This window comes from Rhizobium sp. Root1212, from assembly GCF_001424985.1.
Taxonomy (GTDB): domain Bacteria; phylum Pseudomonadota; class Alphaproteobacteria; order Rhizobiales; family Rhizobiaceae; genus Pararhizobium.
Genome location: NZ_LMDA01000012.1, coordinates 573258 through 597149 on the forward strand (window position 1 = coordinate 573258; position 23892 = coordinate 597149).

Genomic DNA, 23892 nt, shown 5'->3' on the forward strand with positions numbered 1-23892 from the left:
CGGACATCGGTTGCTGGAGTGGATGGCATGGCGGAAGAGTTTGATTTCATTGTTGTCGGCAAGGGAATGATGGGCGCTGCCGCCGGGCGGCACCTCGCACGATCCGGCGCAAGGGTTGCGCTGGTCGGCCCCGACGAACCTGCCGACTGGCAGCGTCACGACGGCGTCTTCGCCAGCCACTACGACAACGGCCGCATCACCCGCACCATCGATCCCGATCCCGTCTGGGCGCGGCTCGCCCGCCGCTCGATCGAACGTTACGGCCAGATCGCCGAGCAGAGCGGCATCGAATTCTATCATGAAGTGGGATGCCTGATCGCCGCTCCGGCTCCGGGCGGCGAGAGCGACTATCTCGGCAATGTCATCGATGCGCGGGACCGCCTCGGCGTCGTGGCGCCCTATGTCGATGCCGATGCGCTGAGCGGCAAATTTCCCTATTTTTCGTTCCCGGCCGGCTATGGCGGTATTTTCGAAGCCACGGGCGCGGGACATATCAATCCGCGCGCACTGGTGAAGGCGCAGGTAAACGCGGCCGAGAAGGCCGGCGCCCGTGTCGTCGCGCAGGAAGTCGTTTCCGTTTCCGAAGAGGCTGATGGCGTTCGCGTCGAAACCGCCGAAGGGCAGGTGTTGAAGGCGGCCCGCATTCTCATCGCCGCTGGCGGCTTTTCCATCTCGCGCAAGCTTTTCGCCCGGCCGCTCGATCTGGTGGTCAAGGGGCGCACGGTGTTCTTTGCCGAGGTCTCCGATGCCGATCTGGAACACCTTGCGGCCATGCCGTCGCTGATCGTCGCGGGACGGGTGCAGGACGAGAATTTCTATCTCCTGCCGCCGGTGCTCTATCCCGATGGCCGCCACTACATCAAGATCGGCGGCGATCCGACCGACCTGCCGATGGCCGATGAGTCGGCGGCGCGCAACTGGTATCATGGCGAAGGCAGCCGTTCGGCGGCCGATCATATCGCGCGGCTGTTTGCCGAGGTGATGCGGTCCTTCACGCCGGTTTCCACCCATATCGCGCCCTGCGTCACCACCTATACGCCGCACGGCTATCCCGTCATAGGCTTCACCGGCGGCGACCGCATCGCGGTGGTTACCGGCGGCAATGGTGCCGCCGCCAAGAGTTCGGACGAGATCGGCCGGCTCGGGGCCTCGCTGGTCCTCAACGGCGTGCTCGACGCTTCCGAATACGAGACGGATTTCGCCGTCTCCTTCCGGGAATAGCGGCGAATCTGCGATTGCCTCTGGCAATTGCCGGCCGCCTCGGTTAATCAGCGCCTGCCAGTTGGCCGGGCAGCCGCTCTCCGCTAGGGCCGAAAGGTTGCGGGGGGAGGAAAGTCCGGGCTCCACGGAAAGACGGTGCCGGATAACGTCCGGCGAGGGCGACCTCAGGGAAAGTGCCACAGAAAGCAAACCGCCGCCTTCGGGCGGTAAGGGTGAAAGGGTGGGGTAAGAGCCCACCGCGGTCATGGTGACATGAACGGCACGGTAAACCCCACCGGGAGCAAAACCGAATAGGGATAACGTGGAGCGCGCAAGCGCTCCGGCCTTTTCCGGGCTAGTTATCCGGGTGGGTTGCAAGAGGCATCGCGCAAGCGCTGTCCCAGATGAATGGCTGCCACGTTCCGGCCTCGGTCGGAGCCATACAGAACCCGGCTTACAGGCCAACTGGCGAATTTCTTTCTTTGATTTTTGGGGCGGTCCGGTGAGGCAAACTCAAAAACTCTCATCCCCCGAATGTTGCGACATCGGCCCCTCATCCGGCCTGTCGGCCACCTTCTCCCCGCAGGCGGGGAGAAGGGACAAGCGGCCTATTCCGAGCATGCGTCGCATCTTCATCTCAGCGTTGCCGAATCGATTTTGCACGCGGCAAAGCCACCTCGGAGTGGCCATAGAAATCTCCTCCCCACGAAATAAAAAGCCGACGCCCGCCCACACCCTCCGGGGTTCGATCTTAACCTCGCCTTAACCATTCGAATTTAGGGTTAAGAAACTGTTTTTGTTCGGGGTCGATCCGGGCGGAAAAGGGTTTCGGGACCGCGCTGTCCGGTCAGGCGATCCTCTCCTCAACCGCCGCGGCGCGCGCTGAAGAAGGTTCATCCCATTGACGCCCATATGGTCCCATGTTATCCCAATCACGCACTGCACACGGGCGTTTTGAGGCCCAATCATCAAGCGTTTTGCAAGTGCTCCTGATGGGGCGTGCGACCGGCTATCATGGCCGGCGGCGGCCTGCTTTGTGTCTGTTGGGGTCGGCGTCCAGGGTTTTCGTATCGCGTCATGAACCGTTTTCTGTCCCATGCGACACAGCGTATCGATGCGAAGGGCAGGGTTTCCGTGCCGTCCGCGTTCCGGTCGGTGATGTCGGCATTGGACATCAGGGAATTATACTGCTTTCAGGATTTCGTGTTTCCGGCTATCAGCGCCGGCGGTCCGGAGTTGCTGGATCGTTTCGAAAGGCAGATCGCGCTGGAGGACCCTCTCTCGGCGCCGGCCAATCAGATGTCGCTCCTGGTTCATGGGGGCGGGGTCTTCATGAAGCTCGATCAGGAAGGGCGCCTCGCGGTCACGGACTTTATCCGAGACTTCACGGGCATCACCAACGAGGTGACCTTTGTTGGACGGGCGGATCATTTTCAGTTGTGGGCACCGCAGGCGTTCCTTCAGGCGCAGGCGGATGCGCGCGAAGAGCGCAGATTGCGAGGTCTGCGGTCTCAGTAGTGTGGAGAAACGGAATGGTGGCGGATCAAGGCGGAGGTTCCACTGAAGCCGATGGCGGACCGGTCCGCCACATTCCGGTTCTTCTTCGCGAGGTTCTCGCCAGCCTCGAACCGGCCCCCGGCAAGATCATTCTCGACGGCACGTTTGGCGCAGGCGGGTATACCTCCGCGATCCTCGATGCCGGAGCCGATGTCATCGCGCTCGACCGCGATCCCAATGCGATCGCCGGCGGCCAGTCGCTGGTTGCGTCGAGCAATGGCCATCTGACGCTCATCCACTCCCGTTTCTCCGAGCTTGCCGATCATGCGCCGGCCGAAGGCCTCGATGGCGTCGTGCTCGATATCGGCGTCTCCTCCATGCAGATCGACGAGGCCGAGCGCGGCTTCTCCTTCCAGAAGAAGGGGCCGCTCGACATGCGCATGTCGGCCGACGGCGTTTCCGCCGCCGATGTCGTCAATCGCGCCAAGGTTTCCGACCTCACCCGCATCTTCGGCTTCCTCGGCGAGGAGCCGCAATCCGGCCGCATCGCCCGCGCCATCGAGAAACGTCGTGCCGAGCAGCCGTTCGAGACCACCCGTGATCTCGCCGGCCTGATCGAAATCGTCACGCCGCGCAAGGCCAAGGACAAGATCCATCCGGCCACCCGCGTCTTCCAGGCGCTGCGCATCTTCGTCAACGACGAACTGGGCGAGCTGGCGCAGGCGCTGTTTGCCGCCGAGCGGGCGCTGAAGCCCGGCGGCGTCCTGACCGTCGTCACCTTCCATTCGCTGGAAGACCGCATCGTCAAGAAGTTCTTCTCCGATCGCGCCGGCAAGGCTTCCGGCTCGCGCCACCTGCCGGTCGTCCATCAGCGTGCGGCAACCTTCGCACCAGTTGGCAAGGCTATGATTGCAGCCAGCGAAGAGGAAGCGGCACAAAACCCGCGCGCCCGGTCCGCCAAGTTGCGGTCGGCAGTGCGCACGGAAGCCCCTCCAGAGGCGGATGATATGTCCATCTTCGATTTGCCGAACCTTGCAAGCCTTGGAAAGATGGGGTCCTGAACCATGTTGCGTACTTTTGACATCGTTCTGATCGTCGTCATGACGGCCGCGGCAACGGTCACCTACACGATCAAGCATCAGGCCGAAAACAAGCTGGAAGAGGTCCGCAAGCTCGATGCCGGGATCAAGCTGGAAGAAGACACGATCGATCTTCTGCGCGCCGACTGGGCGCTGCTCACCCAGCCGAGCCGCCTCGAAAAGCTCGTCGGCAGCTATCAGCAGGACCTGCAACTGGCGCCGACGGCGCCGACCCAGCTCATTCATCCGCAGGAGCTGCCGATGCTGAAGGCGGATGTTCCGGTCGAGGAAGAGAAGGGCAAGGACGGCAAGCCGGTGTCAAAGACCGCTGCCGCCAAGAAAACAGATAATATCTCAACGGGTTCGGTGGCGCGCTGATGTCCTTTTTGTCGCGTATCATGGTGGTCAAGAGCAAGGCGCATTTCTCCACGGGCGGCAGCAATCGCCCCGGTGACGTCAACGCCTCCTTCGTCGGTTCTCGCAAGAAGAGCGGCAGCCAGGCCCGCAGCCGCGTCGCGATCATGATCGTTGGCTTCACGACGGTTTATTGCATCATCGGCGGCCGCCTCGTGCAATATGGCCTTGCCCAGCCGGAGACGGTGTCCAGCATCGGTCGCGGCGATAACCTCATGGCCTCGCGCCCGGATATCCTCGACCGCAATGGTGAAATCCTTGCGACCGACATCCGCACCGTCTCGCTCTATGCCGAGCCGAACAAGATCGTCGATGCCGACGAGGCGGTCGAGCAGCTCGCCACCGTGCTGCCGAACCTCAACGTTGCCGATATCTACAACAAGCTGAAATCCAAATCGCGCTTCCAGTGGCTTCGCCGCCAGCTGACGCCGAAGCAGCAGAGCGAAATCCTGGCGCTCGGCATTCCCGGCATCGGCTTCCGTCCGGAAAAGCGCCGCTTCTATCCGGGCGGCCCGACCGCGGCTCACGTCGTCGGCCACGTCAATGTCGACAACCGCGGCATTGCCGGCATGGAGCGCTATATCGACAACCAGGGCCTTGCCGACCTTGCCGCCATCGGCATGACCAGCGACGCCAAGCTGGAGCCGGTCAAGCTCTCGATCGACCTGCGTGTCCAGAACATCGTGCGCGATTCCGTGCTGCAGGCGATGACCGAATATCAGGCGATCGCGGCCGGCGCCGTGGTCATGGATGTGCATACCGGCGAAATCCTCGGCATGGCCTCCGTGCCGGATTACGATCCGAACAACCCGGCCGGCGGCGCGCAGGACGGCTGGATGAACCGCATGTCGAACGGCACGTTCGAAATGGGCTCGACCTTCAAGTCGTTCACGACGGCCATGGCGCTCGATTCCGGCAAGGTGACGCTGAAGGATACCTTCGACGCCCGCTTCCCGATCCGTATCGGCGGCTTCACCATCAAGGATTTCCACGGCAAGCACCGCGTGCTGAGCGTGCCGGAAATCTTCCAGTATTCGTCGAACATCGGCACGGCAAAGATGGCCGATCTCGTCGGCATCGACGCTCATAAAGAGTTCCTGACCAAGATGGGCCTGCTGTCGAAGATGCAGACCGAGCTGCCGGAAGTGAAGATGCCGAGCCAGCCGCGTGTCTGGAAGAAGATCAACTCGATCACCATCTCCTTCGGCCACGGCGTCTCGACCACGCCGCTGCAGACCGCGGTCGCGGGCGCTGCCCTCATGAACGGCGGCAAGCTGATCGAACCGACCTTCCTGCCGCGCACGGTCGAAGAGGCCGATGCCGTCGCCGTTCCGGTCATCAAGAAGAGCACCAGCGACGACATGCGCTACCTCTTCCGCTACAACGGCATTTACGGCTCGGGCAAGAACGCGCTCGTTCCCGGCTATAATGTCGGCGGCAAGACGGGTACGGCCGACAAGGTCGTCAACGGCCGCTATTCGAGCGATCTGAACTTCAACGCCTTCCTCGCCGGCTTCCCGATCGACAATCCGCAATATGTCGTCTTGTCCTTCATCGATGCGCCGAAGACGGGCGAGAAGGGCATTCGAACGGCCGCCGGCAATGCCGCGCCGATCGTGCGCAACATCATCAGCCGCTCGGCGCCACTTCTGGGTGTGGAGCCCAAGTTCGGAGCCGACGGTTCTGCCTTGCTGGTGTCGTATTGACCATGGAATGACAGTCCCCGAGGATTCGCCAGGGGGCGCGTCGATTCGTTTGAAAGTGCAGTCCATGAAGCTCAATGAACTCCTTGGAAGGGATTTCCCCGACATTGCCGCGCAGCTCGAAAACGGCCGCGGCGACATCGATATTTCCGGCATTACCGCCGATAGCCGCAAGGTCGAGCCCGGCTCGCTCTTCGTCGCGCTGTCCGGCAGCAAGGCCGATGGCGCCGCCTATATCGCGGATGCCGTTTCCAAGGGGGCTGCCGCCGTCATCTCGGCCGGCCCGGCAACAGCGACTGTCCCGGTTCTCGAAACCACGGTACCCCGCCGCGCACTCGCGCTCGCTGCCGCCCGCTTCTACGACCGCCAGCCGGAAACCATGGTCGCCGTCACCGGCACAGCCGGCAAGACCTCGGTCGCCTCCTTCACCCGACAGATCTGGGCGCATGCCGGCTATCAGGCCGCGATGATCGGCACCACCGGCGTCATTGCTCCGGGTCGCACCGAATACGGCTCGCTGACGACCCCCGATCCGGTGTCGCTCCACAAGCTGCTCGCCGAGCTTGCCGATGAGGGCGTGACCCACGCGGCGATGGAAGCCTCCAGCCACGGCCTCGACCAGTCGCGCCTCGATGGCGTGCGTCTCGCCGCTGCCGGCTTCACCAATCTCGGCCGCGACCACATGGATTACCACCCGACCGTCGAAGACTACATGGCCGCCAAGATGCGCCTCTTCGATACGCTCATGCCGAAGGGCTCGCCTGCGGTGATCTTCGCCGATGGCGAATGGTCGAAAGCGGCAATCGAGGCCGCCTCCAAGGCCGGGCAGGATGTCCGCACCGTCGGCCGCAAGGGCGATTTCCTCACCCTGAAGCGCGTCGAGCACTTCCGCCACAAGCAGATCGCCGAGGTTCATGTCGGTGACGAGATTTTCGAGGTTCACCTGCCGCTGGCCGGCGATTTCCAGATTTCCAATGCGCTGGTCGCGGCGGGCCTTGCGATCTCCACCGGCGTTTCGCCCAAGGTCGCCATGGCCGCCCTCGACCGGCTTACCGGCGCCTCCGGCCGCCTCGAACTGGTCGGCCACACGCCGGATGGCGCGCTCGCCTATGTCGATTACGCCCATAAGCCCGATGCGCTGGAAAACGTGCTGACCTCGGTGCGCCCCTTCACCACTGGCCGCGTCATCGTCGTCTTTGGTTGCGGCGGCGACCGCGACAAGGGCAAGCGGCCGATCATGGGCGAGATCGCGACACGGCTCGCCGATGTCGTTGTTGTCACCGACGACAACCCGCGCTCCGAGGTTCCCGCCGTCATCCGCAGCGAGATCATGGCCGCGGCAAAAGGCGCGACCGAAATCGGCGACCGCGCCGAGGCGATCAAGGCTGCCGTCGCCATGCTGACATCCGGCGATACACTTATCGTCGCCGGCAAGGGCCATGAGGAAGGCCAAACCGTGGGTTCGGTCACCCTGCCGTTCTCCGACCATGCCGAGTTGAGGAAAGCCCTTGAGGCAAACGCGGGAGGCCGATGATTTGAGCTATCTCTGGACCACTGCCGATCTTCTGGCCGCCATGCACGGACGGCCGCTCGGAAACCTGCCGGAAGGCATCAACGGAATTTCCATCGACAGCCGCTCTCTTGGTAAGGGAGAGGCTTTTTTCGCGATCAAGGGCGACCGCGTCGACGGCCATGATTACGCCGGCGTGGCGATCGCCAACGGCGCGGCTCTGCTGGTCGTCAGCGAAGGCAAGCTGCCGGCGCTCGGCCGGCTGATCGCACCGATGATCGTCGTCGACGACGTGCTGGAGGCGATGATCCGCCTCGGCTGCGCCGCCCGCGACCGCAGCGCCGCCAAGATCATCGCCGTCACAGGCTCCGTCGGTAAGACGACGACCAAGGAGATGCTGCGTCATGTGCTTGCGCCGCAGGGCAGGGTGCACGCCTCCGTCGCCTCGTTCAACAACCATTGGGGTGTGCCGCTGACGCTGGCCCGCATGCCGGAAGCCACCGATTTCGGCATCTTTGAAATCGGCATGAACCATGCCGACGAAATCCGGCCGCTGGTCAAGATGGTGCGCCCGCATGTGGCTGTCATTACCACAATCGCCGCCGCCCATCTCGGCAATTTCAAGGACTTGTCCGAGATCGCGGCCGCCAAGGCCGAGATCGTGGAAGGCCTCGTCGGCGGTGGTCACGTGATCCTCAATCGCGACAACGACCAGTACGCTTTCCTCGAAAAGAAGGCGAACGACCTCTGCGTCGCCCACATCCATAGCTTCGGCACCAATCCGCGTGCGGATTTCCGGCTTGTCGAATTTGCCGGCGGTTCGGAAAGCGGCGTGCTCTGGGCCGGTATCGATGGCCGCACGCTGGAAATCCCGATCGGCGCGCCCGGCCGCCATATCGCGGAAAATGCGCTGGCGGTGCTTGGCGCCGTCGGCATCGTCGGCGGCGATATCGACCGGGCCGCCGCATCGCTGTCGACGCTGCAGCCGGAAAAGGGCCGCGGCGAGCGCCATCGCCTCGCCATCGAAGGTGGCAGCTTCGCGCTGATCGACGAGAGCTACAATGCCAATCCGGCGTCCATGCGGGCGGCGATCGCGCTTCTCGGCGATGCCGAACCGGGTGAGGGCGGCCGGCGTATCGCCATCCTCGGCGACATGCTGGAGATGGGCGAGTTCTCGGCCAAGGTCCACGCGGCGTTGTCCGTGCTGCTGCGTGAGGCCGGCATCGAGCATGTCTGGCTCGCCGGCCCCGAAATGGCGCATCTGCGCGACGTGCTGCCGGAAACGGTGAATCTCGAATACCGAGAGAGCGTCGATGATCTGAAAGCTTTTGCAGTCGATGCCATCGCGGCAGGGGATGTCGTGATGATCAAGTCGTCCAAGGGCACCGGCTGCGGACGCATCGTCGCGGCCTTGCTTGACAAGTATCCGGCATTTGAAGACACGGGTGCCGCCCAATAGGGCAGGCGCTCGACGCACTATTTATATGGCCGCAAGGCTACCCCTTCATCAGCTTCTCCTGATGGATGGAATCCGAAACGAACCTTTGGGGAAAGGTCCCTTATGCTCATCTGGCTTGTCGAATTGGCGGACCATATACAATTCTTCAATCTTTTCCGGTACATCACCTTCCGGACCGGCGCCGCTCTGTTCACCTCCGCCCTGATCGTCTTCCTCTTCGGGCCGAAGATGATCTCGTCGCTTCGGGTTCGCCAAGGCAGGGGCCAGCCGATCCGCGCAGACGGTCCCCAGACCCATTTCAAGAAGGCCGGCACGCCGACCATGGGCGGCCTGATGATTCTCGCCGGCATCGTAGGCTCGTCGCTGCTCTGGGCCGATCTTTCCAGCGTTTACGTCGTTTCGACCCTGCTGGTGACCCTCGGCTTCGGCGCCATCGGCTTCTATGACGATTACCTCAAGGTCACCAAGCAGTCCGACAAGGGCTTTTCCGGCAAGGCACGCCTCGGTCTCGAATTCGTCTTTGCGGCGATTGCGGTGTTCTTCATGATGCGCGCCGCCCTGTCGGCGGGGGCTGCCGGCTCCACCTTCGGCTCGTCGCTGACCTTCCCGTTCCTCAAGGATTTCACCCTCAATCTCGGCTATTTCTTCATCCTGTTCGGTGGCTTCGTCATCGTCGGCGCGGGCAATGCCGTGAACCTGACGGACGGCCTCGACGGTCTCGCCATCGTGCCTGTCATGATCGCCGCCGCCTCCTTCGGCGTCATCGCCTATCTCGCCGGTAACGCCGTCTTCGCAAACTACCTGCAGATCCATTTCGTGCCCGGCACCGGCGAGCTTGCCGTCATCCTCGGCGCCGTCATCGGCGCAGGCCTCGGCTTCCTCTGGTTCAATGCGCCGCCGGCCGCCATTTTCATGGGCGACACCGGTTCGCTGGCGCTGGGCGGCCTGATCGGCACCGTTGCCGTCGCCACCAAGCACGAGATCGTCATGATCATCATCGGCGGCCTGTTCGTCATGGAAACCCTGTCGGTCATCATCCAGGTGTTCTGGTTCAAGCGCACCGGCCGCCGCGTCTTCCTGATGGCGCCGATCCACCACCATTTCGAAAAGAAGGGCTGGACCGAAAGCCAGGTCGTCATCCGCTTCTGGATCATCGCCGTCATCCTGGCGATGATCGGCCTCTCCACGCTCAAGCTGCGGTGAGCCCGGATGATCCCCGTCACCACATTCAGGGATAAAAAGGTCGCGCTCTTCGGCCTCGGCGGCTCGGGCCTCGCGACCGCGCAGGCGCTGGTCGCCGGCGGCGCCGAGGTAACCGCCTGGGACGACAACCCGGAAAGCGTCGCCAAGGCGAAGTCGGAAGGCATCGGCACCGGCAATCTGCGTGAGGCCGACTGGTCGAGCTTCGCCGCCTTCGTCCTGTCCCCCGGTGTGCCGCTGACCCATCCGAAGCCCCACTGGACCGCCGATCTCGCCCACGCCGCTGGTGTCGAAATCATCGGCGATGTCGAGCTGTTCGTGCGCGAGCGCAAGGCTCATGCGCCGGATTGCCCCTTTATCGCCATCACCGGCACCAACGGCAAATCCACGACGACGGCGTTGATCGCCCATATCCTGAAGACCGCTGGCCGCGACACCCAGCTCGGCGGCAACATCGGTACCGCCGTCCTCACCCTTGATCCCCCGGCTGCGAACCGCTTCTACGTGGTCGAGTGCTCGTCCTACCAGATCGATCTCGCCCCGAGCATCGACCCGACCGCCGGCATCCTGCTCAACCTGACGCCCGATCATCTCGACCGTCATGGCAGCATGGAAAATTATGCGGGGATCAAGGAGCGCCTGACGACCGGCAGCAACACGGCCATCGTCGGCGTCGACGATACCTATACCGAAACGATCGCCGACCGCGCCGCACTCGCCGGCCGCAAGGTGATCCGCATCGCCCGCCACCGTGCGCTGGGCGAAGGCTTCTATGCCGATGGCACCCGCATCATGCGCGCCGAAGGCGGCCTGTCGGAAGTCTTTGTTGATCTTGACGGCATCCCGACGCTGCGCGGCAACCACAACGCCCAGAATGCTGCGGCCGCCATCGCCGCCTGTCTGGTCGTCGGCGTCTCCGAAGCCGAAATCCATGAAGGCCTGAAAACCTTCCCCGGCCTGAAACATCGCATGCAACCGGTTGGCCGCAAGGGCGATATCGTCTTCGTCAACGACAGCAAGGCCACCAACGCCGACGCGGCAGCACCGGCTCTGTCGAGCTACGACCGCATCTACTGGATCGCCGGCGGCCTGCCGAAAGAGGGCGGAATTACCACGCTCGAACCCTTCTTCGGCAAGATCGCCAAGGCCTATCTGATCGGCGAAGCCGCACCGGCCTTTGCCGCAACGCTCGGCGAAGCCGTGCCTTACGAGATTTCGCAGACGCTGGACAAGGCGGTGGCCCATGCGGCGGAAGACGCGACGCGCGATGGTCTCGCAGCAGCCGTGATGCTGTCTCCGGCTTGCGCAAGCTTCGACCAGTACAAGAACTTTGAAGTCAGAGGCGAGGCATTCGTCGAACACGTCCGTTCACTCGACGGCGTGACGATGCTGATCTGACGATACAGGAATTCGGGCGCGTCGCGCTCGCGGAAGGGGACAAAGACATGGTAAGCCGCGCCGAAAGAGGCCCGTTGGCCGACTGGTTCTGGACGATCGACAGGTTCTTCCTGGCGACCTTCATCCTGTTGATGGGGATCGGCTTCATGCTGTCCTTCGCGGCAAGCCCCGCCGTCGCCGAGCGTTTGAACCTCGACAGCTTCCACTTCGTCAAGCGCCACGCGGCCTTCCTGCTGCCGTCGCTGGCGATCATGATCGGTATCTCCTTCCTATCGCCCCGGCAGGTGCGCCGCGCCGCGATCATCCTGCTCATCGTCTCCATCGGCATGATGCTGCTCGCGCTGTTCTTCGGCGCTGAGGTCAAGGGCTCACGGCGTTGGATTTCCATCGGCAGCCTGTCGATCCAGCCGTCCGAATTCATGAAGCCGGCCTTCGTCGTCGTCTGCGCCTGGCTGTTTTCCGAGCACGCCCGCCAGCCGGAAATCCCCGGAAACCTCTTCGCCATCCTGCTCTACGGCATGGTGGCGGCGCTTCTCGTCGCCCAGCCGGATCTTGGCCAGACCATCCTGACGACCACCGTCTGGGGCGGCATGTTCTTCATGGCCGGCATGCCGTGGATCTGGATCATCCTGCTCGGCGGCGCGGGCGTCGGCGGCCTCGTGGTTGCCTATACGCTGCTGCCGCACGTCGCCGGCCGTATCGACCGGTTCCTCACGGGCGAGGGCGATACCTTCCAGGTCGATACCGCCCGCGAGGCCATCATCCGCGGCGACTGGTTCGGCCAGGGGCCGGGCGAGGGCATTATCAAGCGCATCATCCCGGATAGCCACACCGACTTCATCTTCTCCGTTGCAGCGGAAGAATTCGGCATTATCTTTTGTATGGTGATCGTTGCGATCTTCGCCTTCCTCGTCATGCGCGGCCTGTCGCATGCGTTCCGCGAACGCAACGATTTCACGCGCTTCGCTGTTGCCGGTCTCGTGCTGCAGATCGGCATCCAGTCGATGATCAATGTCGGCGTCAACCTCGAACTCCTGCCGGCCAAGGGCATGACCCTGCCGCTGATTTCCTATGGTGGCTCGTCGATGGTGGCGATCTGCGTCACGGCCGGCTTCATTCTGGCTTTGACCCGTCATCGGCCCGAAAAGCGCGCGGTCGAACGCAGCCTGTTCCGCTCCGGCATCGGTGTGCCGGCGGAGTGACGCCTTGGCTTTGCCGAGGCAGGAGAAAATATAAATGACCAAAGGCATCATCATGTTGGCCGCCGGGGGAACCGGCGGACATCTTTTTCCGGCAGAAGCGCTCGCCCATGAGCTGAAGGCGCTCGGCTGGTCCGTCCATCTCGTGACCGACAGCCGCGCCGAACGTTTCGCCGGAAAATTCCCCGCAGACGAAATCCACGTCGTTCCCTCGGCCACCATCGGCTCGAAGAACCCGATCAAGGTCACCCGCTCTTTGTGGAAGCTCTGGACCGGCATCCGCGCGGCCAAGCGGCTGATGGCCAAGGTGCGCCCGGCCGTCGTCGTCGGCTTCGGCGGCTATCCGACCGTGCCGCCGCTTCTGGCCGCAAGCAGCCTCGGCATCCCCTCGATGATTCACGAGCAAAACGCCGTCATGGGCCGCGCCAACAAGGCGCTCGCCAAAAAGGTCAAGGCCATCGCCGGCGGCTTCCTGCCGGAGACCGATGGCCCCTATGCGGCCAAGACGGTAACGACCGGCAACCCGGTCCGTCCCGCCGTGCTCGAAGCCGCCAAGGCTCCGTATCAGCCCTCCGCCGCGGGCGAAGACTTCCGCCTCGTCGTCTTCGGCGGCAGCCAGGGCGCGCAGTATTTCTCCAAGAGCGTGCCGACGGCGATCAGCCTGCTCGATGCCGATCTGCAGAAGCGCCTGCGGCTCACCCAGCAGGCCCGCCCGGAAGACATGGAGATGGTTTCGAACTGCTCCGCCAAGCTCGATCTTAAATCCGAGATCCAGCCGTTCTTCACCGACATGGCCGAGCGCATCGGCAAGGCCCATCTGGTGATCTGCCGTTCGGGGGCCTCGACGGTCTCGGAAATCTCCGTCATCGGCCGCCCGGCGATCCTCGTGCCTTATCCTTATGCGCTCGATCACGATCAGGCCGCCAATGCCGCAGCCCTCGCCGCGACCGGCGGGGCGAAGGTCATCGCCCAATCCGACCTTTCCGCCGAAAAGCTCAGCCGCATCCTGACCAATGCGATGACCAACCCGGACTCGCTCGTACAAATGGCGGAAAACGCCAAACGTGCGGGCAAGCCGGATGCCGCGCGCTTGCTTGCCGCCATGGTTGAAGCTATTGCAGGCGGTTTAACGATCGCGAAATTCAAGGAATCACGCCCATGAAAATGCCGCAGAGCATCGGTCTCGTCCACTTCATCGGGATTGGCGGCATCGGCATGAGCGGTATCGCCGAGGTGCTGCACAATCTCGGCCACAGGGTGCAGGGCTCCGACCAGTCCGACAGCGCCAACGTTCAGCGCCTGCGCGACAAGGGCATCGAGGTCTTCGTCGGCCATAAGGCGGAAAACCTCGGTGATGCCGAAGTCGTCGTCGTCTCCACCGCGATCAAGAAGACCAACCCGGAACTGATCGCCGCCCGCGAAAAGCTGCTGCCGGTCGTGCGCCGCGCCGAAATGCTGGCGGAACTCATGCGCTTCCGCAACGCCATCGCCATCGGCGGCACCCACGGCAAGACGACCACCACGTCGATGGTCGCCTCCCTTCTCGAAGCCGGTGGCCTCGACCCGACCGTCATCAATGGCGGCATCATCAATGCCTATGGCACCAATGCCCGCATGGGCGAGGGTGAGTGGATGGTGGTCGAAGCCGACGAATCGGACGGCACCTTCCTGAAGCTGCCCGCCGATATCGCCGTCGTCACCAATATCGACCCCGAGCACCTCGATCACTACGGTAATTTCGACGCCGTGCGCGCCGCTTTCCGCCAGTTCGTCGAAAACGTGCCGTTCTACGGTTTTGGCGTCATGTGCCTCGATCATCCCGAAGTGCAGACCATGGTCTCGAAGATCGAGGACCGCAAGGTCATCACCTACGGCGAAAACCCGCAGGCCGACGTGCGCTTCTCCAACATCCGCATGGATGGTGCGACCTCGGTCTTCGACATCGAAATCCGCCGCCGCCGCACCGGCCAGGTCATCTCCATGACCGACCTGCGCCTGCCGATGCCCGGCCGCCACAACGTTTCGAACGCGACAGCCGCCATCGCCGTCGCCCAGCGTCTCGGCATCCCGCCGGAAGCCATTGCCCGCGGCATCGCCAATTTCAGCGGCGTCAAGCGCCGCTTCACCTTCACCGGCGAGTGGAACGGCGTCTGCGTCTATGACGACTACGGCCACCACCCCGTCGAGATCAAGGCCGTACTGCGCGCCGCGCGCGAGGCCTGTCAGGGCCGAATCATCGCCGTACACCAGCCGCACCGCTATTCGCGCCTGGAAAGCCTGTTCACCGATTTCGCCGCCTGCTTCAACGATGCCGACACGATCATGATCGCGCCGGTCTATTCGGCGGGTGAAGACCCCATCGAAGGCGTGAATTCGCAGGAACTGGTTTCCCGCATGAAAGCCGGCGGCCATCGCGACGCCCGTTACATCGAAGGCCCGGACGCGATCGCTCCTATCGTCGCAGGCATTGCGCAACCGGGAGACTTTGTGGTTCTCTTGGGGGCTGGCAGCATCACCTACTGGGCCGCTGCTCTTCCGAAGGAACTCGCAGGCATTTCAGGACATTCCGCATGAAACAGGTAAACGGCACCCAACTTCTGGCTTCTCTCGGGGAGGGCGTGAACGCATTGCGCGGACGCCTGACGCCGGATGCACCCATGGACCGTGTGACCTGGTTCCGCGCCGGCGGTCTCGCCGAACTGATGTTCCAGCCGCACGACCTTGAAGACCTCGTGACCTTCCTGCAGCTCCTGCCGGAAGACGTCCCCGTCATGGTCGCCGGCGTCGGCTCCAACCTGCTCGTGCGCGACGGCGGCATCGAGGGCGTGGTCATCCGCCTCTCTGCCAAGGGTTTTGGCGATATCGAGCTTGTCGCTGAAAACCGCGTCAAGGCTGGCGCCATCTGCCCGGACAAGAACCTTGCCGCGATGACGCTCGATCACGGCATCGGCGGCTTCGCTTTCTATTACGGCATCCCCGGCTCCGTCGGCGGTGCGCTGCGCATGAATGCCGGCGCCAATGGCGGCGAGACGTGCGAGCGCGTCGTCGAGGTCCATGCGGTCGACCGCAAGGGCAACAAGCATGTGCTCTCCAAGGCCGACATGGGCTACAGCTACCGCCATTCGTCGGCCTCGAAGGACCTGATCTTCACCCATGCTGTCTTCGAGGGCTATGCGGAAGACAAGACCAAGATCCGCACCGAGATGGACGCCGTGCGCCAGCACCGCGAAACCGTGCAACCGATCCGAGAAAAGACCGGTGGCTCGACCTTCAAGAACCCGGAAGGCCATTCCGCCTGGAAGCTGATCGACGAAGCCGGCTGCCGCGGCCTGATGATCGGCGGCGCGCAGATGTCGCCGATGCACTGCAATTTCATGATCAACACGGGCCAAGCGAGCGGCTACGAACTCGAATATCTCGGCGAGACCGTGCGCCAGCGCGTGATGGAAAACTCCGGCATCGCGCTGCAGTGGGAAATCAAGCGCGTTGGCAATTTCATGCCGGGCTACGAGGTCAAGGAATTCCTCGGCAAGGCTTTGGCGTAAGCGATTATCGCTCGGAATGGCGGCTGGCTTCCCTTCTCCCCAGCGGGGAGAAGGTGGCCCATAGGGCCGGATGAGGGGGTATCCCCGCGAGTCCCGAGCTTGCCGCGGGGAAAAAACATCACCCGAAGTTCTTGCTGAACGCCGCAAGAAACCGCACGCCGCCCATATCATCCGCGGCTTCCCCCAAAACCACGTCCATTCCCTTGTCCGTCACCCGCACCACGCCGAAACCGCCCTTATAGACAGCGGTCGGCTTGATGATGTCATGGCCGGCGGCCTGATAGATCATCGCCGTATCATGCTCATGCCCATGCACGACGGCGGCGATGTTGTAGCCCTTCAGGATATCGAGAAACGCTTGACGATCCGCATCCGACCACCAGTGCGGATTGCCGCTTCCCTGATCGTCGAAAGTCTTCGCCTCCGGGTCCCAGCGCTCCAGCGAAAACGGGTCCCAGCCATAATGCTGGAAGATCACCACTGGCCGTCCGTCGGCGGCGAAGGTGGCAAGATCGTTCTTCAGCCAATCCAATGCACTTGCCGCACCCTTGTTCGTATCTCCGGCAAAACGCTGCGCCTGCACCAGATGCAGCCCGCCCCAGTTCCAGGAGTAGCAATCGGAAGCCTCGTGGTAATTGTCGGCCGGGTAGGGCGGCTTGAAGAAGGCGCTGGGCTTGTGGTTGAGCCGCACATAGTCGCGCAGCTCGTCGCGATACCAGTTCGGATGCGGCGGTCGGCCGTCCTGATCCAGATCGTGGTTCCCGAGACCGACATAGACGGGGAAATGCACCCGGTCCGGCCCGATCCCCTCCTGATAGCGGTGTGAGAACTCAAGCAGTTGCGTGCCCTCGCCAAGCTCCGCCATCTGCCCGCCGCCGTCATCGGTGATATCGCCGCTGACGACGATGCCAAGTGGCGTGGCGATCCGCTGTCCGGCACTGGAAAGACCGGTCGGCTTGCCGTCGATCTCCCGCGGCCACGCTTGTTCGGTGATCCGGTTCAGCGCCCTTATGTGCCGCAACAACGCCGCATCCGTCTTGCCTTCGGCCGCGCAATTCGGGCTGAGGCCCGAGCCCATGCGGCAAGAATGCACGTCGTTGATGACAAGGAAGGTGGCGTCGGTCTTGGGAACGGCGGCGCGGCCCGAGCCGCCTGAAAGCGTCAGCAGCAGCCCGGCGGAAAGGCTGTTTTTCAGGAAATGCCGTCGATCGATCATGCCATGTCCTCCTGCGGGAAGCTTAGAAGGGAGAAATGCAAAAGTCATCCGGCAATGAAAAAGAGACGCGAAATCAGCGCCTTCATGACTCTTTCGTCAGTTCTGATTCAGCTTGAAGATGCTGCGTATCCCCGGCCCAGAGGCGTCGTTCTTGACGGGAATCGAATTCTGGAGAAATTTTGAGTTGCATTCTGGTTCGCGGCATACCGGATAAAATGTGTACGGGGTTTTCCGGGCGGACGAGACTGTCCAGCGGCGCAAGGGGCGTTGCTCCACTCAAGGGGAAACCATGTTCAAGAAGCTTTCTGCGGAATTTTTAGGAACATTCTGGCTTGTTTTCGGGGGCTGCGGCAGCGCGGTCATCGCGGCTGCGTTTCCCGAGGTCGGCATCGGCCTGCTTGGCGTGGCCTTTGCCTTCGGCCTTACCGTGCTGACCATGGCCTATGCGGTGGGAGGCATCTCCGGCGGTCATTTCAATCCGGCCGTTTCTGTGGGCCTCACGGTTGCCGGCAAGTTCCCGGCCTCGTCGCTCCCTGCCTATATCGTCGCGCAGGTGGCAGGCGCCATCGTTGCGGCGCTGGTGCTCTACCTGATTGCCAGCGGCAAGGCTGATTTCCAGCTCGGCGGTTTTGCCGCCAATGGTTACGGCGAACACTCGCCGGGGGGCTATTCGCTGATGTCGGCGCTGCTGATCGAGGTGGTTTTGACGGCGATGTTCCTGTTCATCATCCTCGGCTCGACTCACGGTCGCGTGCCTGTGGGTTTCGCGCCGATCGCCATCGGTCTGGCGCTGACACTCATCCACCTGATCTCCATTCCGGTCACCAACACCTCGGTCAATCCGGCGCGTTCGACCGGTCAGGCGCTGATCGTCGGCGGTTGGGCGCTACAGCAATTGTGGCTTTTCTGGCTGGCGCCACTGCTTGGCGGTGCGATCGGCGGCATCGTCTGGAAGATCGTCGGCGAAGACGACTGAAACAGGCCGGAATCACCGGAAAAAAGACAGGGCCTCGCCATTTCGGCGGGGCCTTTCACATTTCAGGTCATGTTTAGTACTTTCGGCAACACGCTGATTTAAAATCAGAAAAATTATCTTTCGTCTCGGATTTTTCCATCATCTCACCAAACGGGTTAACCAAAGTAAACGGTTCATTAACCATAATGCCGTTCTAGTGAGCCTGTGCCTGAAATTCGCGAATCGCGGCTCCTACAAGCTCTGCGCAAGCGCAATTTCATAAAGGCAGGTGTTGATGTCGGAGAGTGTGATGAGCGCCAAGCATGTGGCAGTCCTGATGGGTGGATTTTCCTCGGAGAGGCCGGTGAGCCTTTCGTCGGGGACTGCCTGCGCGGACGCCCTTGAGGCGGAAGGTTATCGCGTGACGCGCGTGGACGTCGACCGCAACGTCGCGGCGACGCTTGCCGCGCTGCGCCCCGATGTCGCCTTCAATGCCCTTCATGGCCCCTACGGCGAGGATGGCACCATTCAGGGCATCCTCGAATATCTCGAAATCCCCTATACCCATTCCGGCGTGCTTGCCTCGGCACTCGCCATGGACAAGGCGCAGGCCAAATATGTCGCCGCCGCCTCCGGCATTCCGGTTGCCGAAGCGCGAATCATGGATCGCCACGATTTCGGCAGCGAGCATCCGCTGAAGCCGCCTTACGTCGTCAAGCCGGTCTCCGAAGGGTCGAGCTTCGGCGTTGTGATGGTCCAGGAAGATCAGTCGCACCCGCCGCAGATTCTCGGTTCCTCCGAGTGGCGCTACGGCGACCGCGTCATGGCGGAGCGCTATATCTATGGTCGCGAGCTGACCTGTGGTGTCATGGGTGGTGCGGCGCTCGGCGTCACGGAAATCATTCCGCAGGGCCACAGCTTCTACGATTACGATTCCAAATACGTAAAAGGTGGCTCGAAACACGTCATTCCGGCGGAAATTTCACCAATTATTTACCAAAAAATACAATCATTGGCAGTCAAGGCGCATCAGGCGATCGGCTGCCGTGGCGTAAGCCGCTCCGACTTCCGTTTCGACGATCGGTTCTCTGAAGACGGTGAGCTTATCTGGCTGGAGATCAACACCCAGCCGGGCATGACCCCGACCTCCCTGGTGCCTGAAATGGCCGTCCATGCCGGCTATTCGTTTGGTGAATTCCTTAAGTGGATCGTGGAGGACGCTTCGTGTTTGCGTTGAAGGGCAGAAGACAGGGCAGGGTGCGTGCACCGCTTGAAGCGGCTGATCTGGACGGTCAGTTCGTGCTTCCGCGTCCGCTGCGCCGCGTCGTGCGCTTCCTCGTCAGCCTCGGCACCGGCCGCATCCATTTCGCGCCTTATACCGGCACCGTTTCGGCTGCTGCATTCTTCGCTGCGACCGGGCTTTACGGCATGTCGCTCGGCGGTCACGGCCAGGATTTCGCCCAGACCACGACGACGGCTGCCGGCTTTGCCATCGAAGACGTCAAGGTTTCCGGCAACGACCAGACCTCGGAAATCGATATCCTCCAGCAGCTCGGCCTCGACGGCGCGACCTCGCTGGTGGCGCTCGATATCGCCGAAGCCCGCAAGCTCATCGGTGAAATGCCGTGGGTCGAGGCTGTCTCCGTCCGCAAGGTCTATCCGGGCACCATCGAAGTCGCGCTGAAGGAGCGCAAGGCGTTTGGTATCTGGCAGCACGGTTCCGATCTGTCGCTCATCGAAAAGAGCGGCAGCGTCATTGCCCCGTTGCGCGACAACAAGTTTGCGGAACTGCCGCTGTTCGTCGGCCGCGATGCCGAAACGGCGGCTGCCGATTTCTACGAAAAATTCTCGGCCTGGCCGGAAATTCGCGATCGCGTCAAGGCTTACGTCCGCGTCGCCGGTCGTCGTTGGGACCTGCAGCTCGACAACGGCATCGTCATCAAGCTGCCGGAGCAGGATCTGGAACGCGCCATGGAAGTTCTCTCCACCATGGAAGAGGGCCAGCAGCTTCTGGAGCGCGATATCGCCGCCGTCGATCTGCGCCTCGAAGACCGCACCACCATTCGTCTGACGCCGGAAGCCGCGACCCGCCGCCAGGTGGCCGTCGATGCCCGCACGAAGTTATTGAAGAAGCAGGAGCAGGAGAATCGTACATGAGCCTTTTCGGTTCGTCCCATTTTGGCCTGCCCCGCCTGAAGCCGCTGTCGTCGAAGCGGTCGCATGTCGTTTCCGTTCTGGATATCGGCTCGACGAAGGTTGTCTGCATGATCGGCCGGCTGACGCCGAAGGCTGAAAGCCAGATCCTGCCCGGCCGCACCCATTCGATCGAAGTGATCGGCATCGGCCACCACAAGTCGCGCGGCATCAAGAACGGTGTCATCGCCGATCTCGATGCGACCGAAAGCGTCGTGCGGCTTGCCGTCGATGCGGCCGAGCGCATGGCCGGCCTGACAATCGACAGCCTGATCGTCAACATCTCCGCCGGCCGCCTGCAGAGCGACATCTACACCGCTTCCATCGATCTCGGCGGACAGGAAGTCGAGGAAGCCGACCTGAAGAAGGTTCTGGCCGCCGCCGCTCACCAGTCCCAGCGTCAGGACCGCGTCGTCCTGCACTCGCTGCCGACAGGCTATTCGCTCGATGGCGAGCGCGGCATTCGCGATCCGATGGCCATGTTCGGCGACCAGCTCGGCGTCGACATGCACATGCTGACGGCCGAACGCGCCGCCCTGAAAAACCTCGAACTCTGCATCAATCGGGCTCACCTTTCGGTCGAAGGCATTGTCGCGACCCCTTACGCTAGCGGCCTTGCAGCCCTGGTGGATGATGAAGTCGAACTCGGCTGCGCCGCCATCGACATGGGCGGCGGCACCACGACGATCTCGGTCTTCGCCGAAGGTAAGCTGGTGCATGCCGATGCCGTCTCGCTCGGCGGCCACCACGTCACCACCGATCTGGCGCGCGGTCTTTCCACCCGCATCGAGGATGCGGAGCGCCTGAAGGTCGTCCACGGCTCGGCCCTGCCGGCCAGCGCCGACGAGCGCGATATCGTCACCGTCCCGCCGATCGGCGAAGACGAGCGCGACCAGCCGACCCATGTGCCGCGCGCGCTGGTGTCGCGCATCGTGCGCGCCCGCATCGAAGAGACGCTGGAACTGATCCGCGACCGCATCCAGCGTTCGGGCTTCTCGCCCATCGTCGGCAAGCGCGTGGTTCTGACGGGCGGCGGAAGCCAGCTTACCGGCCTGCCCGAAGCGGCCCGCCGCATTCTGGCGCGCAATGTTCGCATCGGCCGTCCGCTCGGCGTCTCCGGTCTTCCGGCGGCTGCCAAGGGCCCGGCCTTTTCCACCGCGGTCGGTCTGATGATCTACCCGCAGGTCGCAGAGATGGAAACCCACGCGTCGCAGGGCGGTCTGCTCTCGTCGCTCTCGGGTGGACAGGGTCGCATCGCCCGTGTCGGGCAGTGGCTCAAGGAAAGTTTTTGAACGTCTCGAGCCCGCTCAGGTAAGGCGGGCTCGGGGTTGGAATTCTAAAGATTTGGCCGGCTCGGCAAGGCGGCCAGAAACCAGGAAGGAACGGGTACTATGACTATCAACTTGCAAAAGCCGGATATCACCGAGCTGAAGCCCCGCATCACCGTCTTCGGTGTTGGCGGGGGTGGTGGCAACGCTGTTAACAACATGATCACCGCAGGCCTCCAGGGCGTCGATTTCGTCGTCGCCAACACGGATGCTCAGGCGCTGACCATGACCAAGGCCGAACGCATCATCCAGATGGGTGTTGCGGTCACCGAAGGCCTCGGTGCAGGCTCGCAGCCGGAAGTTGGCCGCGCAGCCGCTGAAGAGTGCATCGACGAGATCATCGATCACCTGCAGGGCACCCATATGTGCTTCGTCACCGCCGGCATGGGCGGCGGCACCGGCACGGGTGCGGCTCCGGTCGTGGCCCAGGCTGCCCGCAACAAGGGCATCCTCACGGTTGGCGTCGTCACCAAGCCGTTCCACTTCGAAGGCGCGCGTCGCATGCGCCTCGCAGACATGGGCATCGCCGAGCTGCAGAAGTCGGTCGACACCCTGATCGTCATCCCGAATCAGAACCTCTTCCGGATCGCCAACGACAAGACGACCTTCGCGGACGCCTTCGCCATGGCCGACCAGGTTCTCTATTCGGGCGTTGCCTGCATCACCGACCTCATGGTCAAGGAAGGCCTCATCAACCTCGACTTCGCCGACGTCCGTTCGGTGATGCGCGAGATGGGCCGCGCCATGATGGGCACCGGCGAAGCATCGGGCGAAGGCCGCGCAATGGCCGCCGCCGAAGCTGCGATCGCCAATCCGCTGCTCGACGAAACCTCGATGAAGGGCGCACAGGGCCTGCTGATCTCGATCACCGGCGGTCGCGACCTCACCCTCTTCGAAGTCGATGAAGCTGCAACCCGCATCCGTGAAGAAGTCGATCCCGACGCCAACATCATCCTCGGCGCAACCTTCGATGAAGAACTCGAAGGCCTGATCCGCGTTTCTGTCGTCGCAACCGGCATCGACCGCACGGCTGCGGAGGTGGCTGACCGCACCGCCAGCTTTCGCCCGGTAGCAAAGCCCGTCGTTCGCCCCTCGGCAGCGATCCCGGCCGCTCCGGTCCAGCAGCCGGCCGTTGCGCAGCAGATGCAGCCCGCCCCGGTTGTCCAGCAGCCGGCGCCGCAGCCGGTCACCCAGCAGGCCGCACCGCAGCCGACCTCTCAGGCTGATGAGATCGCCAAGGCGATCCGTCAGGCCGAGCTGGAACGCGAGCTGTTCCTGCAGACCCATCAGCGCGCCGCTGCTCCGGCAGCCCAGCCGCAGGAAGAATTCCGCCCGCAGAGCCGTCTTTTCGCCGGCGCTGCCCCCGTCGAACAGGTCGCACAGCAGCCCGCTCCGGTTGCCCAGCGTCCGGTCGAAATGCCCGTCCACCAGCCGGCCCCGGTCGCGCATCAACCGGCGCCTCAGCCGGTCCTGCGTCAGGAACCCGTCGCTGCCCGCCATGAGCAGGCCGCTCCGGTGATCCGCGATCACGCCGAGCAGGTTCGCATGCCGAAGGTCGAAGACTTTCCGCCGATGGTAAAGGCCGAGGCCGAGCACCGGGCACAGCCGGCCGCGCATGAAGACCGCGGTCCGATGGGTCTGTTGAAGCGGATCACCAATTCGCTGGGACGTCGTGAAGAAGAAACTCACGCCGTCGCAGCGGATATGACCGCCGGTGCACCGCCGGCAGCTTCCCAGCAGCGTCGTCCGCTGTCGCCGGAAGCCAGCGTCTACGCACCGCGTCGGGCATCGCTCGACGATCGCGCACGGCTTGCTCCGCAGCCGCGCGCCCATGAAGACGATCAGCTCGAAATCCCGGCGTTCCTGCGCCGTCAGTCGAACTGATTTCAGCCTTCCTTCCACCTTGCCGAATGCCCAGGCTTAACGCCTGGGCATTTTTTATGTTTTGATCAATGTTTTCATGATCTAATGCCATGTGTCGATTGCGTAACAAACC

General features: G+C 63.0%; 19 protein-coding genes and 1 other RNA gene. 19 read left to right on the plus strand and 1 reads right to left on the minus strand.

The window, feature by feature from the left end; all coding sequences use genetic code 11:
- Window positions 1–27 precede the first annotated feature (27 nt).
- The 14 genes from ASC86_RS14725 to murB all read left to right on the plus strand — a co-directional run bounded on the left by ASC86_RS14725 (window position 28) and on the right by murB (window position 16204).
- Window positions 28–1221, plus strand: coding sequence for an FAD-dependent oxidoreductase (locus tag ASC86_RS14725; protein ID WP_056322351.1), 1194 nt, complete (start codon window positions 28–30; stop codon window positions 1219–1221).
- 57 nt (window positions 1222–1278) lie between these two features.
- Window positions 1279–1673, plus strand: an RNA gene (gene rnpB, locus ASC86_RS15000) — RNase P RNA component class A.
- Between the two features lie 604 nt (window positions 1674–2277).
- A complete protein-coding gene (mraZ, locus tag ASC86_RS14730; protein WP_056322354.1) occupies window positions 2278–2718 on the plus strand; it encodes a division/cell wall cluster transcriptional repressor MraZ in 441 nt (146 codons plus the stop codon).
- Window positions 2719–2732: 14 nt separating this feature from the next.
- Window positions 2733–3758 carry a 16S rRNA (cytosine(1402)-N(4))-methyltransferase RsmH gene (rsmH, locus tag ASC86_RS14735; protein WP_056322357.1) on the plus strand — a complete coding sequence of 342 codons (1026 nt, stop codon included), beginning with the start codon at window positions 2733–2735 and terminating at the stop codon, window positions 3756–3758.
- A 3-nt stretch (window positions 3759–3761) separates the two neighbouring features.
- The gene (locus ASC86_RS14740; RefSeq protein ID WP_056322359.1) at window positions 3762–4154 is read left to right on the plus strand and encodes a hypothetical protein; all 393 of its coding nucleotides are present in this window, start codon (window positions 3762–3764) and stop codon (window positions 4152–4154) included.
- The gene (locus ASC86_RS14745) at window positions 4154–5896 is read left to right on the plus strand and encodes a penicillin-binding protein 2 (protein ID WP_056322362.1); all 1743 of its coding nucleotides are present in this window, start codon (window positions 4154–4156) and stop codon (window positions 5894–5896) included. Before ASC86_RS14740 ends, ASC86_RS14745 begins: the two co-directional genes overlap by 1 nt.
- A gap of 64 nt (window positions 5897–5960) precedes the next feature.
- Window positions 5961–7427 (plus strand): UDP-N-acetylmuramoyl-L-alanyl-D-glutamate--2,6-diaminopimelate ligase, encoded by a 1467-nt coding sequence (locus ASC86_RS14750; protein ID WP_056322365.1) that lies wholly within the window; start codon window positions 5961–5963, stop codon window positions 7425–7427.
- A 1-nt stretch (window position 7428) separates the two neighbouring features.
- Window positions 7429–8862 carry a UDP-N-acetylmuramoylalanyl-D-glutamyl-2,6-diaminopimelate--D-alanyl-D-alanine ligase gene (locus ASC86_RS14755; RefSeq protein ID WP_056322368.1) on the plus strand — a complete coding sequence of 478 codons (1434 nt, stop codon included), beginning with the start codon at window positions 7429–7431 and terminating at the stop codon, window positions 8860–8862.
- 102 nt (window positions 8863–8964) lie between these two features.
- Window positions 8965–10065, plus strand: a complete 1101-nt coding sequence (mraY, locus tag ASC86_RS14760; RefSeq protein ID WP_056322370.1) for a phospho-N-acetylmuramoyl-pentapeptide-transferase — start codon at window positions 8965–8967, stop codon at window positions 10063–10065.
- Between the two features lie 6 nt (window positions 10066–10071).
- The gene (gene murD, locus ASC86_RS14765) at window positions 10072–11460 is read left to right on the plus strand and encodes a UDP-N-acetylmuramoyl-L-alanine--D-glutamate ligase (protein ID WP_056322373.1); all 1389 of its coding nucleotides are present in this window, start codon (window positions 10072–10074) and stop codon (window positions 11458–11460) included.
- A gap of 47 nt (window positions 11461–11507) precedes the next feature.
- Entirely contained in the window at window positions 11508–12662 is a 1155-nt protein-coding gene (gene ftsW / locus ASC86_RS14770; RefSeq protein WP_056322377.1) for a putative lipid II flippase FtsW, read from the plus strand.
- Between the two features lie 34 nt (window positions 12663–12696).
- Window positions 12697–13821 (plus strand): undecaprenyldiphospho-muramoylpentapeptide beta-N-acetylglucosaminyltransferase, encoded by a 1125-nt coding sequence (gene murG / locus ASC86_RS14775; RefSeq protein WP_056322380.1) that lies wholly within the window; start codon window positions 12697–12699, stop codon window positions 13819–13821.
- Entirely contained in the window at window positions 13818–15233 is a 1416-nt protein-coding gene (gene murC, locus ASC86_RS14780; protein ID WP_056322382.1) for a UDP-N-acetylmuramate--L-alanine ligase, read from the plus strand. The genes murG and murC overlap by 4 nt, the downstream gene beginning before the upstream one ends.
- Complete coding sequence (gene murB, locus ASC86_RS14785) at window positions 15230–16204, plus strand: UDP-N-acetylmuramate dehydrogenase (protein ID WP_056322385.1); 975 nt, start codon at window positions 15230–15232, stop codon at window positions 16202–16204. The genes murC and murB overlap by 4 nt, the downstream gene beginning before the upstream one ends.
- Window positions 16205–16322: 118 nt before the next feature.
- Here murB and ASC86_RS14790 read toward each other — a convergent pair whose 3' ends face one another.
- The gene (locus ASC86_RS14790) at window positions 16323–17420 is read right to left on the minus strand and encodes a metallophosphoesterase (RefSeq protein WP_056322388.1); all 1098 of its coding nucleotides are present in this window, start codon (window positions 17418–17420) and stop codon (window positions 16323–16325) included.
- 289 nt (window positions 17421–17709) lie between these two features.
- On the opposite strand from ASC86_RS14790, the gene aqpZ reads away from it, so the two are divergent.
- From aqpZ to ftsZ, 5 genes are all read left to right on the plus strand, one after another.
- The gene (gene aqpZ, locus ASC86_RS14795; RefSeq protein WP_056322391.1) at window positions 17710–18396 is read left to right on the plus strand and encodes an aquaporin Z; all 687 of its coding nucleotides are present in this window, start codon (window positions 17710–17712) and stop codon (window positions 18394–18396) included.
- A gap of 289 nt (window positions 18397–18685) precedes the next feature.
- A complete protein-coding gene (locus ASC86_RS14800) occupies window positions 18686–19612 on the plus strand; it encodes a D-alanine--D-alanine ligase (RefSeq protein ID WP_056322395.1) in 927 nt (308 codons plus the stop codon).
- Entirely contained in the window at window positions 19600–20532 is a 933-nt protein-coding gene (locus ASC86_RS14805; RefSeq protein ID WP_056322398.1) for a cell division protein FtsQ/DivIB, read from the plus strand. Before ASC86_RS14800 ends, ASC86_RS14805 begins: the two co-directional genes overlap by 13 nt.
- A complete protein-coding gene (gene ftsA, locus ASC86_RS14810) occupies window positions 20529–21860 on the plus strand; it encodes a cell division protein FtsA (RefSeq protein ID WP_056322400.1) in 1332 nt (443 codons plus the stop codon). The genes ASC86_RS14805 and ftsA overlap by 4 nt, the downstream gene beginning before the upstream one ends.
- A 99-nt stretch (window positions 21861–21959) precedes the next feature.
- Window positions 21960–23780, plus strand: coding sequence for a cell division protein FtsZ (gene ftsZ, locus ASC86_RS14815; RefSeq protein WP_056322404.1), 1821 nt, complete (start codon window positions 21960–21962; stop codon window positions 23778–23780).
- The last annotated feature ends 112 nt before the right edge of the window (window positions 23781–23892 follow it).